Source organism: Acutalibacter caecimuris (assembly GCF_034335085.1).
Classification (GTDB): domain Bacteria; phylum Bacillota; class Clostridia; order Oscillospirales; family Acutalibacteraceae; genus Acutalibacter; species Acutalibacter caecimuris.
This window is the reverse complement of record NZ_JAWXXJ010000006.1, coordinates 26,035-38,733: the sequence shown is the minus strand read 5'-3', so window position 1 is coordinate 38,733 and position 12,699 is coordinate 26,035. Positions and strand designations below refer to the sequence as shown.

16 protein-coding genes, 1 tRNA gene, 1 other RNA gene and 1 riboswitch are annotated in these 12,699 nt (G+C 59.7%); of the genes, 8 read left to right on the top strand and 10 right to left on the bottom strand.

Features of this window, described 5'->3' with window-relative positions:
- Positions 1 to 41: 41 nt before the first annotated feature.
- The 3 genes from U8U01_RS05290 to U8U01_RS05280 form a co-directional block, all read right to left on the bottom strand.
- Positions 42 to 575: a hypothetical protein gene (locus tag U8U01_RS05290; RefSeq protein ID WP_322172307.1), complete on the bottom strand. Its 534-nt coding sequence runs from the start codon at positions 573 to 575 to the stop codon at positions 42 to 44.
- 187 nt (positions 576 to 762) lie between these two features.
- Complete coding sequence (locus U8U01_RS05285) at positions 763 to 1,086, bottom strand: hypothetical protein (protein WP_322172305.1); 324 nt, start codon at positions 1,084 to 1,086, stop codon at positions 763 to 765.
- A gap of 138 nt (positions 1,087 to 1,224) precedes the next feature.
- Positions 1,225 to 1,470, bottom strand: a complete 246-nt coding sequence (locus U8U01_RS05280) for a helix-turn-helix domain-containing protein (RefSeq protein WP_160580065.1) — start codon at positions 1,468 to 1,470, stop codon at positions 1,225 to 1,227.
- A gap of 148 nt (positions 1,471 to 1,618) precedes the next feature.
- Here U8U01_RS05280 and U8U01_RS05275 point away from each other — a divergent pair.
- Positions 1,619 to 1,695, top strand: a tRNA-Val gene (locus U8U01_RS05275).
- 262 nt (positions 1,696 to 1,957) lie between these two features.
- Here U8U01_RS05275 and U8U01_RS05270 read toward each other — a convergent pair.
- Together U8U01_RS05270 and U8U01_RS05265 are read right to left on the bottom strand one after the other, a co-directional pair.
- Positions 1,958 to 2,245, bottom strand: a complete 288-nt coding sequence (locus U8U01_RS05270; RefSeq protein ID WP_322172303.1) for a hypothetical protein — start codon at positions 2,243 to 2,245, stop codon at positions 1,958 to 1,960.
- A 2-nt stretch (positions 2,246 to 2,247) separates the two neighbouring features.
- The gene (locus U8U01_RS05265; RefSeq protein ID WP_322172301.1) at positions 2,248 to 2,514 is read right to left on the bottom strand and encodes a helix-turn-helix transcriptional regulator; all 267 of its coding nucleotides are present in this window, start codon (positions 2,512 to 2,514) and stop codon (positions 2,248 to 2,250) included.
- Positions 2,515 to 2,819: 305 nt separating this feature from the next.
- Here U8U01_RS05265 and U8U01_RS05260 point away from each other — a divergent pair, with 305 nt between their 5' ends.
- The 4 genes from U8U01_RS05260 (at position 2,820) to U8U01_RS05245 (ending at position 5,131) form a co-directional block, all read left to right on the top strand.
- Complete coding sequence (locus tag U8U01_RS05260; RefSeq protein ID WP_322172299.1) at positions 2,820 to 3,230, top strand: BlaI/MecI/CopY family transcriptional regulator; 411 nt, start codon at positions 2,820 to 2,822, stop codon at positions 3,228 to 3,230.
- Positions 3,227 to 4,381 (top strand): M56 family metallopeptidase, encoded by a 1,155-nt coding sequence (locus tag U8U01_RS05255; RefSeq protein ID WP_322172297.1) that lies wholly within the window; start codon positions 3,227 to 3,229, stop codon positions 4,379 to 4,381. The genes U8U01_RS05260 and U8U01_RS05255 overlap by 4 nt, the downstream gene beginning before the upstream one ends.
- A gap of 2 nt (positions 4,382 to 4,383) precedes the next feature.
- Positions 4,384 to 4,515 (top strand): hypothetical protein, encoded by a 132-nt coding sequence (locus U8U01_RS05250; protein ID WP_322172295.1) that lies wholly within the window; start codon positions 4,384 to 4,386, stop codon positions 4,513 to 4,515.
- 346 nt (positions 4,516 to 4,861) lie between these two features.
- Positions 4,862 to 5,131, top strand: coding sequence for a helix-turn-helix domain-containing protein (locus tag U8U01_RS05245; RefSeq protein ID WP_322172293.1), 270 nt, complete (start codon positions 4,862 to 4,864; stop codon positions 5,129 to 5,131).
- Between the two features lie 270 nt (positions 5,132 to 5,401).
- Here the strand turns inward: U8U01_RS05245 and smpB are convergent, their stop codons facing one another.
- The 5 genes from smpB to ffs form a co-directional block, all read right to left on the bottom strand.
- Positions 5,402 to 5,869 (bottom strand): SsrA-binding protein SmpB, encoded by a 468-nt coding sequence (smpB, locus tag U8U01_RS05240; RefSeq protein ID WP_322171317.1) that lies wholly within the window; start codon positions 5,867 to 5,869, stop codon positions 5,402 to 5,404.
- Positions 5,870 to 5,944: 75 nt separating this feature from the next.
- A complete protein-coding gene (gene recR / locus U8U01_RS05235; protein WP_322171314.1) occupies positions 5,945 to 6,544 on the bottom strand; it encodes a recombination mediator RecR in 600 nt (199 codons plus the stop codon).
- Positions 6,544 to 6,894, bottom strand: coding sequence for a YbaB/EbfC family nucleoid-associated protein (locus U8U01_RS05230; RefSeq protein WP_322171311.1), 351 nt, complete (start codon positions 6,892 to 6,894; stop codon positions 6,544 to 6,546). The genes recR and U8U01_RS05230 overlap by 1 nt, the downstream gene beginning before the upstream one ends.
- 99 nt (positions 6,895 to 6,993) lie before the next feature.
- On the bottom strand, positions 6,994 to 8,721 hold the full coding sequence (gene dnaX, locus U8U01_RS05225; RefSeq protein WP_322171308.1) for a DNA polymerase III subunit gamma/tau: 1,728 nt from the start codon (positions 8,719 to 8,721) through the stop codon (positions 6,994 to 6,996).
- Positions 8,722 to 8,894: 173 nt separating this feature from the next.
- An RNA gene (gene ffs / locus U8U01_RS05220) (signal recognition particle sRNA small type) lies at positions 8,895 to 8,992 on the bottom strand.
- Between the two features lie 326 nt (positions 8,993 to 9,318).
- Positions 9,319 to 9,540, top strand: a riboswitch (cobalamin riboswitch).
- A gap of 171 nt (positions 9,541 to 9,711) precedes the next feature.
- On the opposite strand from ffs, the gene U8U01_RS05215 reads away from it, so the two are divergent.
- The 3 genes from U8U01_RS05215 to U8U01_RS05205 are packed head-to-tail and all read left to right on the top strand — an operon-like array spanning position 9,712 to position 12,685.
- Positions 9,712 to 10,872, top strand: a complete 1,161-nt coding sequence (locus tag U8U01_RS05215) for an ABC transporter substrate-binding protein (protein WP_322171305.1) — start codon at positions 9,712 to 9,714, stop codon at positions 10,870 to 10,872.
- A complete protein-coding gene (locus U8U01_RS05210) occupies positions 10,869 to 11,888 on the top strand; it encodes a FecCD family ABC transporter permease (protein WP_322171302.1) in 1,020 nt (339 codons plus the stop codon). Before U8U01_RS05215 ends, U8U01_RS05210 begins: the two co-directional genes overlap by 4 nt.
- A complete protein-coding gene (locus U8U01_RS05205) occupies positions 11,888 to 12,685 on the top strand; it encodes an ABC transporter ATP-binding protein (RefSeq protein ID WP_322171299.1) in 798 nt (265 codons plus the stop codon). Before U8U01_RS05210 ends, U8U01_RS05205 begins: the two co-directional genes overlap by 1 nt.
- Positions 12,686 to 12,699: the final 14 nt, after the last annotated feature.

Sequence of the window (12,699 nt, the reverse complement as noted above, 5' to 3'; positions counted from 1 at the left end):
GCGGGAGGCGGTTTTTCTCCCGCCTCCCGTCTTTGTCCCTGTTATTCCGTACCCTGTTCCGGCCCCGGCGTAACGACCGGGGCGGCGGGCTTGCCGAGCTTAGTATCGCACCACAAGATACAATCCGCCTCGTCGGTAAACTCCTTTGTCACGCGCCACGCGCCGGAGTTGCACCGAAACACGTTGAACGCGGTCGAGCTCGTGCCGAACGTGATAGAGGAGCCCTTTGTCGCGGCGCTGTCGTTGCCGAGGATAGCGTTTACAAGAGGGTGAAAAACGCCCTTGAAATAGCGTACCCCCTGCCTGATAATGACCTTGTAATACACAAGGCCCCCGCGCGGCGCTACGTCCCCGTCGGAGTCCGTGACCTCTTTCGTCTCCTCGTTCACGGTTGCGCCATGCAAGGCGGCGTGAACCTCGTTTGTCTTGTCGTCCGTCTCGAGGGCGACGGAGCCGGAGGCGAACATATCGACCTTTTCGGCGAGCGCGTCGTCGCCGTAGAGCTCGCCGGAGGCGTTGGTAACGGTGAGGTCGGCCTTCCGATAGCCATAGAGCGCCCTCCTTGTCCACCGCATACCGACAAAAATAAATGGTGATAGTGTTCTCCGGCCTTGAAATCGAGGGCATAGTCCCGAGAGCGCGGGTATTTGATAAACGTCGCCGCTTTCATAGGCCCGATTTCCGGGTAATACTGTTTTGCAAGCCTGTAAAGTTTCGTCTTGCTCACATTTAGACGGTAGGCCGTCCGCACCGCCGCGCCGCTCATTCGTCCACCTCCGCCGCGAGGCTTAACCACCATAGCGGATTGTTTAGGGCCTTGTTTTCGCACTCGCCGCACTCCTCCGCCGAGCAAGCGTCGCAATACCGATGGTGAAAAGCCTCGTCCCACGGCCCCGAGAGCACGGGTAGGGAGGAGAGGAAAGCGGCGAGGGCCTCCGGGCTCGCTGTGATTTTCTCGAAATTCGTCGCCGCGTGTCCCCGGCGCATACGCTCGGCTACCCGGCTCCGCTCCTGCAATCCCGCCGCCCGCAAATCCTCGGCGGCTGTCGCCCCGTAAAGCTCGAAAACCGTCCTCGACGTGTTCATAGCCTCGACCTCTGCCCGGCGGTATTCCTCGGAGCCCTCCGGGAATAGCTCTAAATCCGCCGCCGCGAGGAGGTACGTCTCGCGGAGATTTTTCAAAATGTCGTTTTCTTTCATGGTATAAGTAATCCCCTCTCGGATTTATTTTTCTGCCTTTCTCCGGCCCCTGTTCCTGATAGAGAGCCGTACCGCCCGCTCCGCCGCCTCCGCCGAGTACGCCGGGCGGAAATGCTTGTCGAGCTCGCCCGTCTCGCCCCGCTTGAGCTCCCGGTAAATGGTCGCGGTCGTTACCCCGACCGCCGCCGCGATTTCGCTCGGCCTCATATCGTCGTTATAAAGCCGCTCGATTTCCCGCCGCTTGCCGAGCGTCAAACAAATTCCCGCCATTTTTCCGCCTCCTCTCGCTGTTTTTGGATAAAAAAATAGTGCGTCCGAGCTAATTAGCTCTTTCGCACTTAATGATATACCGCGCCACAAAAAAAGCGAAAAAACACTTGCAATTTGCTCCCTAATCATGTATAATATAAAACTGCAAGGGCGCTTAGCTCAGCTGGCTAGAGCACCTGCTTGACGTGCAGGGGGTCAGCGGTTCAAGTCCGTTAGCGCCCACCAGCAGCGTGAGAGTTGGCATAGCCAACTCTTTTGCACACACAATTCGCGCATCCACATGGGTGCGCGAATTTTTTTGCCCACGGGCAGGCGGCATCTTTTAAGTACAGTAAGGCAAGCCCCCCAGAAACCACACGGTTCCTGGGGGGCTTTTATGTGCCCGGCGGTAGCCAGTACAGGGCCCGCCTATCTGCCCAACATGAGGCCTCGCCTGCCCGTTGTCAAAAAATCAGCGCTCCGGCTGGATAAGGGCGGCAGCCCGCCCTCAAGAGAAGGGCAGCCCACAGTCTTTGGGGATGTAAAACTCAGAATAGGACAGGCTAAGGTCCCCGTCCGGGCCTTTCAAGAAACGGTTCACCTCAAAAAACACGAACAGCCGCAGGCGGCCCCCGGCAAAGTGGGGGACAGCAAAGTAAAGGCGGTTGATAACCGTGGCGCTGTCCTCGTAAATATCCCGGTTGGCCAGGGGTTTCGCAAAAATCGCCTCCCTGGGCACCGGGGTGCCGCTGCCCAGCCAGCGGAGATACTCGGTATAAAGCTGGTCGGTTTTCATAATTACGCCGCCTCCTCGCTCTCCAACTTCTCAACCAGCCGCCGGAAATCCTTTACGGTTTCCAACAGCTTGTCCTCCGGTAGCTGGGCCAGAAAGAGGATCAGCGACACGGCGGAAAAGCCGGAGCGGCCGTGCTCCAGGTCGCAGTAAGAGCGCACGGACATATGAAGCAGGTCGGCCATTTTCTCTTGCGTAAGATCGCACTGGTGCCTGTGGGTGTCCAGAATCTCCTGCAAGTAGGGTTTCAACAGGTCTTGGTATTTGCGCATAGGTAAAACCTCCCAAATATGTAATTTGGGAAAATCTTACCAAGCAACACCTTCTTTCGCCATGAGGCACACTTCAGCTTCTGCGCGCCAGGGCTTTGCCCAGCGGTATGTTATGCTTTATAACATAGTTTTGTGAAGGGGTAACCACAAAAAATTGGGAATTATTTTGCTTTTTTTGCAAAAATATGTTGACAAGCCAGACAGCTTGACGTATAATACAAACACGGACACTCCCATATAAGACGAAGAATAGTCTATTATCGGGTGGGCGAATTTAGCAAACAGAGAAGGGAGGTAGATAACCGATGCCATGTTTTTCCTTATCCAAGAGCGAAGAGAAGCTGATGCAGTTCCTTTGGGAACAGGACAGGCCCCTCAGCGCCTTGGAGATGCTGGAGGCCCTTGATGGCAGCCAGGCATGGGGCGAGCATTATCTCCGGGTAATGCTGAAATCACTGGAAAAGAAAGGCGCGATTGAGTACTGCGGCTTTGTACGCCGTGCCAACCAGTATGCCCGCCGTTTCCACTGCACACTGACGCAGGAAGAGTACTATGTGCAACTTGCGCAAAAGGCCGGCGTCAATGTAGACGGTGTTTTCCGGGCCGCGGCCGTGGCCATCATACCGGGCAGCAGCGAGGAAGAGAAAGAAGAGTTGATCCAGAAACTGGAAGCGATCATTGAAGAATACCGTGCAAGGGACGATGATAAGGAATGACCGTCAGCGTGTTTTCCGTTTTCATGTCGGCGTTGTTCAGTGTAGTGTTTATCCTGGCCGTCCATCTCCTGCGTAAAAGGGATTTCTTCCTGCGGGACTTCGGCATACCGGCGGTGCTGGTGCTATGCGGCTTATGCATTTGCCGTATGCTCGTCAGCATAGAAACGCCGCTCACCATCCCCATCAGGGGCGAGCGCGTACTAAGCGCCGTGTACACGGCAGTCCGCCAGAAGAACGAACTGTTACCGGGTTTGCCGCTCAGCATACTGCAAGTGTTCTACCTTGTATGGATAAGCGGCGCGGTCATTACACTGGCGATATTCCTGGGCCTGAACCTGTCGACACTGCACAGGCTAAAGGCTTACCGGGGCAACCGCAACCATGCGGCCGAAGAGATGCTGGCACTGGTGAAAGAGGAAAGCCGCCCGATGTCCGTTACGGTATGTGCCTGTCCGGGCATCACAGTCCCCATGGGCGCAGGCGTTTTCGAGAAAAGGATCTATCTTCCTTCCGCCGCCCTGTCGGACGAGGAGCTGTACTATGTACTCAAGCACGAGTACGCGCACTTTTTGGGGCACGATATCCTGATCAAAATACTGATCTGCCTTTTCTGCTGCGTATTCTGGTGGAACCCGATGGTGTATGTGCTCAGAGGGGACATTGAACGCATTTTAGAGATCAAAGCGGACATAAAGGCGACCGACGGCTTTTCCAAGCCGGAGAAGATCAAGTATCTGGAAACGCTCCTCAAGTGTGTGCGCAGCAGCAAGAAAGCCAAAAAGCGTTTCTTCAGGCCCATCGCCCGTCTGTGTGCAGATGGGGCAGACCAAGAACTGGTCGAACGTTTCCAAGTGCTTTCGGCCCCCGCGGCCCGCAGGCCGGCCTTTTACCCACTATTGTTGGTTGGGATATCAGTTTTAGTATTTGTTGGCTCTTATTTGTTTATCTTGCAGCCATATTATGAACCACCAGTAAGAGATATATTTGAAAACAGTTCGGTACAAAGAATTGATATAAACGAAGAGTTTATCGTTAAGCATAAAAACGGTAGTTATTCTCTAGTGTTGGCAACTGGAGAGGAATTAGATATCCAGAAAGCAACTGTTGACATATTTGTGTCATGTGGAACTGAACTCAAAGAGGAGGAATAGTTGTGAACGGGATTGTGCCTTACGCTGATGAAATTATTCTTGTGCGGCGCATATATGAAGGACGGCATCAATATCGTCGTTGGAACGCGACACAAGGATACTGGGTCGATCCATACTGGATTGACATCAACTAAACTTGCAAATTAATCAATTTCGAAATTATATATAGTAAGACAAAGCAAGACATTTCGGCTTTTCGAAACACGACACAGTGAAGAATAGTCCGCGCAGTTAAGAAACAATAAAGTTTAGGGCCGCCCTTTTCAAAGGGCGGTGGGTCCAGGGCAAAGCCCTGGCAGGTTTGGGCGGAGCCCAACAGGGTTTGGGCGGAGCCCAACAGGGTTTGGGCGGAGCCCAACAAAAAACGCCCAGCCGGGTCAGGGCAATGAGGTAGTCGCAGAGGGGCGCCTCTTTCAATGGTAGATTTTCTTATACTTTCATTAGTAGATTTTTTATAAATGATTTTATAGGTGGTTTCCCATGAGGATGTTCCATGCAGAAATGAAGGTGTATTTCCGCAATATCGTCAACGTCACCCAGGGTGAAATGGATCTGACGATAGAGGAAATGGCCCACCTCCTTTTCATGTCGCCCCGTTCCCTCAGCTACCTGGTAAGCGGCAAAAACTGCTGTTCGGCGGTAACGCTCATGCTATTTCTGGCCTACCTGCCCAACGACACGATGATCCGTGTCGTGCGCGACTTCTACGACATTGTGCTGGACGATCTGGAGAAAGGCTCGTTTGCCTAGGGCGCGTTCACATAAGCTGCGTATGCGAATTTTGGCGTAGATTTTTGTCAGATTCAAGGCGAAAATTCGCAGACGTACGCGCGTACTTCAAGAATTTTCAACGCAAAAGATAGCAAAAATTTGCCCAAAAGGCGCGTGCGAACGCTTATGGGAACACGCCCTGACCAGCCAACGGTCATCCAATAGCCTTATAGCCTATAACCTAAACCACCTAGTATCCCATAACCCCAAAAAAGGAGAGATACGGCGCTTGCCGTATCTCTCCTTTTCCTATCTGTTCCGTTCTTTTACCGCCCGCTCAATGGCGCGTTTGGCGGCCCGTTCGGCCATATCGGCGCGTTTATCGTACAGTTTTTTACCTTTGCACAGCCCCAACTGCACTTTTACCCTGCTCCCCTTAAAGTACAGCGAAAGGGGTATCAGCGAGTACCCCTGCTGTTTTACCAGCCCGTACAGCCGCATAATCTCCCGTTTGTGCAGCAGCAGCCGGCGCACCCGCATAGGGTCGGTGTTAAACCGGTTGCCAAAGTCATAGGGGCTGATATGGCAGCCGTTCAGCAGCATTTCGCCCTCTACCACCGAGCACCAGGCGTCCTTCAAATTGGCCCGCCCCTGCCGCAGGGACTTCACCTCCGTGCCTACCAGCTCGATGCCGGCCTCCATGCTTTCCTCCACAAAGTAGTCATGGTAAGCCTTCTTGTTTTGGGCAATGGTTTTTGTACCGGGCTTTGCGGCCACAAAATCGCCTCCTCCTCTAAAAGGTATGGTAGATAGGTGCCCCCGCCGGTTTTAGCCGGGGGCCGGGGCGTTTGGCTAAAGCTTGGTGCGCCCCTCCAGGGCCATCTTAAGGGTATACTCGTCGGCATATTCCAGTTCCCCGCCAGAGGGCAGGCCCACCCCCAGCCGGGTCACCAGCACCCCAAAGGGCTTTAGCAGCTTGGCAATATACATAGCGGTGGTTTCGCTCTCCAGCGTAGCGTTGGTGGCCATAATAACCTCACGGGTTTCCGGGGTAACACGGCGCACCAGTTCCTTAATGCGCAACTCCTCCGGCCCAATGCCGTTCATAGGGGAGATACGCCCATGCAGCACATGGTACACCCCTTTAAACTCCCCGCCGCGCTCCATTACGGCGATATCCTTAGGCTCCTCCACCACGCAAATCACCCCGTGATCCCGGCCGGTGTTGGCGCACAGGGGGCACACCTCCCGGTCGGTCAGGCCGCAGCAAACCGAGCACTCCCGCAGGCCGCTGTGGGCGTCCCACAGGGTACGCAGCAGGCTTTCCAGTTGCTTGTCAGACATACGCAGCACATGGTACGCCAGCCGCTGGGCCGTGCGGGGGCCTATGCCCGGCAGGCTGTTCAGCTTGTCTACCAGCGCGTCCAGCAGGCCAACGTGATGGTCGGCCATTACAGTACCCCCGGCAGGCCCATCCCGCCGGAAACCGCAGACAGGCGCTCGTCCTTTTCCTTGGCGGCAGCCCGTAGGGCTTCGTTCACCGCGGCCGTAACCAGGTCGCCCAGCATCTCGGCGTCCTCCGGGTCAATCACTTCCGGCTTGATCTCTATAGCCTTCACCTCCATCTTCCCGGTGACAACAGCCTTCACGGCGTCGCCCCCGGCGGTGGCGGCGTACTCCTTCTCCTCCAGTTCGGCGGTAATGCTCTCCATCTGCTCCTGCATTTTCTGGGCCTGCCGGGCCAGTTGTTGCAGGTTAGCGGCGCCAGGGGAGTTAAACCCCTGGGGTAGTCTGGCTTTCATGGGCAATCTTCCTTTCGTGGGTGATAATCAACTATAGTTATAACGGAAAAACCCGTATTTGTCAAGTAGAGCCCCCCTTTTACCCGGCCGAACCGCCTGTCAGGAATCCCCGTCCTCTTCCTCCACCGGCACCCCGGCGGCCCTTGCCTGCTCCACCAGCCGGGCAATGGGATCCTGTTCCGCCGGTTTGGCCCGCTTATAGGGCCCCAGCCGGTAGTTCCGGCCGGTAATCTGCACAATCAGCCGCCGGATATCCTCTTTCAACCGGGGGCTCCGACGCAGCAGTTCAAAGGCAAATTCCGGCGCGTCGATGAGCATATAGTTCCCGCTGGTATAGGCCGTGCTGTTCTTAAAATACTCGGCCAGGCTCTTTTCCCCCTGGCGCAGCAGATCCAGTACCTGCCCCCAGGGCTCCCAGGGGACCGCCTGGGCCGAAAGTTCCTCCAGGCTTTTGGGGGTAACGCCCCTGGCCGGCCCCTCCCGCGGGGCGGGGGCAGGTTTCGGCGGCGCCGGGGGCTTGGGCTGCGGCTGAGGCTGTGGCCTGGGCTGCTGGGCAGGGGGCGGGCTGTCGTCCAGTTGGGCCAGCAGCGCCTGCATATCCTCCCCGGCCGGGGCCTGTGGGGCCAGGGCGGCCGGTTGGGCAGGCTGGGGGGGCGGCTGCAAGGCGGGTGCCGGGGCGGGTATGCCGCTGGCCACCGCCTTTTCCAGCGCCTCCAGCCGGCGCAGCAGCCCGTCGGGGGTGCTGTCCAGTTGGGGCGAGCACAGGCGCACCAGCGCCATCTCCAGTTGGGTGCGGGCGTCGCCAAAGCGCATTTTGCCCATCACATCCTCCAAACAGGCCAGCCCGTGCAGCAAATCCGGCAAAGAGAGCCCCGCCGCCTGCGCCTCCATGGCCTGCCGGTCCGGGCCCTGCTCCTGTACCAGTTGGCCGGGGTCCCGCATCAGCTTAAAAAGCATCATCCCCCTAAAATACCCGGCCAGTTCGGCGCAAAGCCGGTTCAGGTCTTTCGACTCCTGATGCAGCCTGTCCACGCAGGCCAAGGCCCCGGCAGCGTCCCGCCCGGCCACGGCCCCGGCCAGCTCCGCCAGGTAGGCCTGGTCCGCCAGCCCGGCGCTGGCCTGTACCACCTCCGCCGTCACCTGATGGCTGCGGCCCAGGCACTGGTCCAGCAAAGAGAGGGCATCCCGCAAAGCGCCGTCGGCAATGCGGGCAATCAGCATGGCCGCGTCCCGATCCAGCCGTGCCTCTTCCTGGGCCGCCACCCAAACCAGCCGGTCGGCGATCAGGGCTGGGTCAATGCGGTGGAAGTCAAAGCGCTGGCAGCGGGAAAGCACCGTAGGCAGCAGCCGGTGGGCCTCAGTGGTGGCCAAAATAAACACCACATGGGGGGGCGGCTCCTCCAGGGTTTTCAGCAGGGCGGTAAAGGCGTTGGGGGTTAGGGCGTGCACCTCGTCAATGATATACACCCGGTACCGGGCCTTCACAGGGGTAAAATTGGCCCCCTCAATGATACCGCGCACGCTTTCCACACCGCTATTGCTGGCCGCGTCGATCTCCTCCACATCCAGCAGCGAGCCGTCCTCCAGCCCCCGGCAGATCTCGCACTGGCCGCAGGGCCCCCCCTCCACCGGGTGCAGGCAGTTAATGGCCCTGGCCAGGATCCGGGCGCAGGTGGTCTTGCCGGTACCCCGGCACCCGGCAAACAGATAGGCGTGGGCCACCCGGCCCCTGGCCAGTTCGTTTTGCAGGGTGACAGTCACCTGAGGCTGGCCGACTACATCGGCAAAAAACTGGGGCCGGTATTTGCGATACAATACCTTGTACATAGCGGTAGCGCACCTCCTGTATATAGATGCTTAAAGCTTGCCCGTACCGGCAAGGGGCCGCCCCGGCTCCCCGGCGCAAGGACGGGGACGGCGGGCAAAAGGCAACGGGGATGAAAAAACCGGGCCGGCAAAGCGCGGCCCGGCATGGGGGATAGGAAACGGGAGAATATGTGAGCGGGCAGGCGAACTGCATCGCCCGGGAACATCCGCTTAATGCTGCTCGGTTCCCCGCCTGACATGGTTCACGGCGTCCCGCCGCGCAGACCTGCCCGCCCACATATTCTCCCGCGGCCGGGCCACAAGCGCCCGGAGCAAGTACAAACATTATACCACACCGCACAAAAAAATGCAAGGGGAAGATTACGCCGGGGGAGTGTCCAAAATGAAGAGTTTAAAAGTGAAACTCCGGCAAACGAATCGTAAAAGTTTCGTCGTCTCACCTGCCGGTTCGGCCGGCTCGTGACGGCCGCTCTTTTCAAAGGTGGTGGGGATTCCCAAGGGGCAAGGCCCCTTGGGCCGCCGGAGGCACCCCCCTAAGCCTCCGGCAGCAAAGCCCTTCCACTTGACAAAAGCCGGCCGGTATGCTAGAGTTTAGGGTAAACAGAATAGGCCCCAGGTGCCGGGCGCCCCGCCGTCCCTTTAGGCGGGGCCGGGCCCGGTGAAAAGGGAAACAGGTGAGAATCCTGTACGAACTCGTCACTGTATGAAGGGAGCGCAAGGGGATTATGCCACTGTAGGGGAGCTGAAAGGCCCCTATGGGAAGGCCCCTTTGCGTGCCGATCTTTAAGCCAGGAGACCTGCCCGGGGCCGGTACAGGGGTGGCCAGCCGCCCCATGCCACGAGTAACTGGCAGTGCGTTCAAGCGGATGCCCACCCCATGCAAAAGCATGGTGGGTATACGTCTATTTGCGTTGCGCTTTTACTCAAACCAGAGTAGGCGCATTTTTCTTTGCCCCTTGCTGCGCCGGAAAACCGGGAGGATGGAAACCTATGAAAAAATACCGTGCCCTTGCCCTGCTGCTGTGCTGCCTGTATACCCTTCTGCTGCCTGCCTGCGGGCAGGCAAGCGCCCCGGTTTCCCAAGGGGAAGGGGAACCGTCTTTCTGCGGCCTGGCCCATACCGGCCGCACCCAACTGCTTTACAGCCAGCAGTTTACCGCCGATACCTACGAGGGCGGCTACACCCTGCTGCAAGTCCAAGAGGGCGGCCGCTACCTGGTGGTGCCAAAGGGCAAAGAGCCCCCCCAGGGCCTGGAGGCCGGAGTGGGGGTCATCCGCCAGCCGGTAGAGGGCGTCTACCTGACGGCCACCGCAGCCATGTGCTTTTTTGATGCCCTGGATGGCGCTGGGGCCGTCCGTTTCTCCGGCACCAAAACAGAGGACTGGACCATCCCCAGCGCCCGGGCGGGCATGGAGCAAGGGGATATCCTCTACGCCGGCAAGTACCGGGAGCCGGACTACGAGCTGCTGGTGTCCGAGGGCTGCGGCCTGTCCGTGCAGTCCACCATGATCAACCACGCCCCGGAAGTAAAGGAAAAACTGGAGGAGTTGGGCGTCCTGGTGGTGGTAGACCGCTCCAGCTACGAGCCCCACCCGTTGGGCCGCAGCGAGTGGGTCAAGTTCTACGGGGCGCTGCTGGGCCGGGAGGAGGAAGCCGCGGCCCTGTTCCAGGAGCAGCAGGCCCTGTTCACCCAAACCGAGGGCCTGCCGGCCACCGGGCGCTCCGTGGCCTATTTCTACCTGACGGACGACGGCCGGGCCGTCACCCGCAAGCCCGGCGACTATATCTGCAAGATGATCGAGATGGCCGGGGGGGAGAACGCCCTGGCCCATGTGGGTGGCGAGGAGGACTCCGCCACCGTGACCATGGAGATGGAGGAATTCTACACCGCGGCCAAAGACGCGGACTGTATCATCTATAACGGCGATATGAGCGGCGACCTGTCCTCCGTCCAGCACCTCCTGTCCCTCAACCCCCTGTTGGCAGATTTTAAAGCCGTGCAGGCCGGGGAGGTCTGGTGCGCCAAAAAAGAGCTCTTCCAGTCCACCCTGCAAATGGGCACGGCCGTCGCGGACTTCCACAGCATCCTCAGCGGCCAGGGGGAGGCCCCGGCCTTCCTGTACCGCCTGGAAAGCGAGGGGGCAAATTGACACAATTAAAACAGCACCGGCGCAACCTGCTTACCTTTACCCTGCTGGCCCTGCTGGTGGCCGCCGCTTTGGGGCTCAACCTGTTTGCCGGCAGCGCGGGCCTTACGCCGGGGGAAACCCTGCGGGGCCTTTTGGGCCAGGGCAGCCCCACGGCCCTTAACATCCTGTGGAAGATCCGCGTCCCCCGCACCCTTGCGGCCTGCCTGCTGGGGGGCGCCCTGTCCCTGTCCGGCTACCTGCTGCAAACCTTCTTCCACAACCCCATTGCCGGGCCCTTTGTGCTGGGGGTGTCCTCCGGGGCCAGGCTGGCCGTCACCCTGGTGATGGTGGGCCTGGCCGGGGGCGGCCGGGCGGTGGGCTCCGGTGCCATGGTCGCCGGGGCGTTTATAGGGGCCATGCTGTCCCTGGGGCTGGTACTGGCCTTTTCCCGGCGCATCCGGCGTATGTCCATGCTGGTGGTGTGCGGGGTGATGACCGGCTACATCTGCACCGCTGTCACAGACTTCCTCATCACCTTCGCAGACGACGCGGACATCGTCAACCTACGCAGTTGGTCCATGGGCAGCTTTTCCGGTACCACCATGGATAACGTAGCCGCCATGGCCGTTGCCGTGGCGGTGGGCCTGCTGGGGGCGGTGCTGCTGTCCAAGCCCCTCTCCGCCTACCGGCTGGGGGAAAGCTACGCCCAAAGCATGGGGGTCCATGTACGGCTGCTGCGGGTGGCGCTGGTGGTGCTGTCCGGGCTGCTTTCGGCCTGTGTGGCGGCCTTTGCGGGGCCGGTGTCCTTTGTGGGCATTGCCGCCCCCCACATGGTCCGGGTGCTAACCGGCACCTCCCGGCCCCTGGTGCTGGTGCCTGCCAGTTTCCTGTGCGGGGCGGCCTTCTGCCTGCTGTGCGATGTACTGGCCCGCACCGCCTTTGCCCCCACCGAGCTCTCCATCAGCACCGTCACAGCCATCTTCGGCGCGCCGGTGGTCATCGGCATGATGCTCAGCCGGAAAAGGGGGGAGCTGTAATGGGCCGTCCACAAAATTACCCGCTGGCCGCCCAGGGGCTGGCTGTGGGCTACGGGGAACCCCTGATCCGGGATATCAGTTTCCAGGTGCGTGCCGGGGAGATCATGGCCCTTATCGGCCCCAACGGGTCGGGCAAATCCACCATCCTCAAAACCCTGGCCGGGCATCTGCGGCAGATGGGGGGCGCCGTCTGCCTGGACGGCCGGGAGAGCCGCCTGCTGCCTGCCCGCAAGCTGGCCCAGGAGCTGGCCGTGCTCCTCACCCAGCCCGTGCGCCCGGACCGCATGACCTGCCGGGAGGTGGTGGAAACCGGCCGCTACCCCTATACCGGGTACTTCGGCGCCCTTTCCGCCAAGGACCAGGCCGCTGTAAGCCAGGCTATGGCCCTGGTAGAGATGGAACCCTTTGCCGGGGCCGGTTTCACCGCGGTCAGCGACGGCCAGCGCCAGCGGGTGCTGCTGGCACGGGCCATCTGCCAGCAGCCACGGGTGCTGCTGCTGGACGAGCCCACCGCTTTTCTGGACGTCTACCACAAGGTAACGTTCCTGGAACTGATGCGCAGCCTGGCAGACAGCCAGCGCCTGGCCGTGGTGGTCACTATGCACGAACCGGACCTGGCCGGCAAGGTGGCGGACAGCGCCGTGTGCATCCGGGAAAACCGGGTGTACGCCATGGGCCCGGCCCGGCAGGTGCTCACCCCGGCCACCGTCCGGGGGCTCTTCGGCCTGCCGGCGGGCCTCTACGAAAAATACTTCGGCCCTGATAGCGGCTCCGCCGGTAGCCAACAGGATGGATAAGGAAGAAAGAGGTA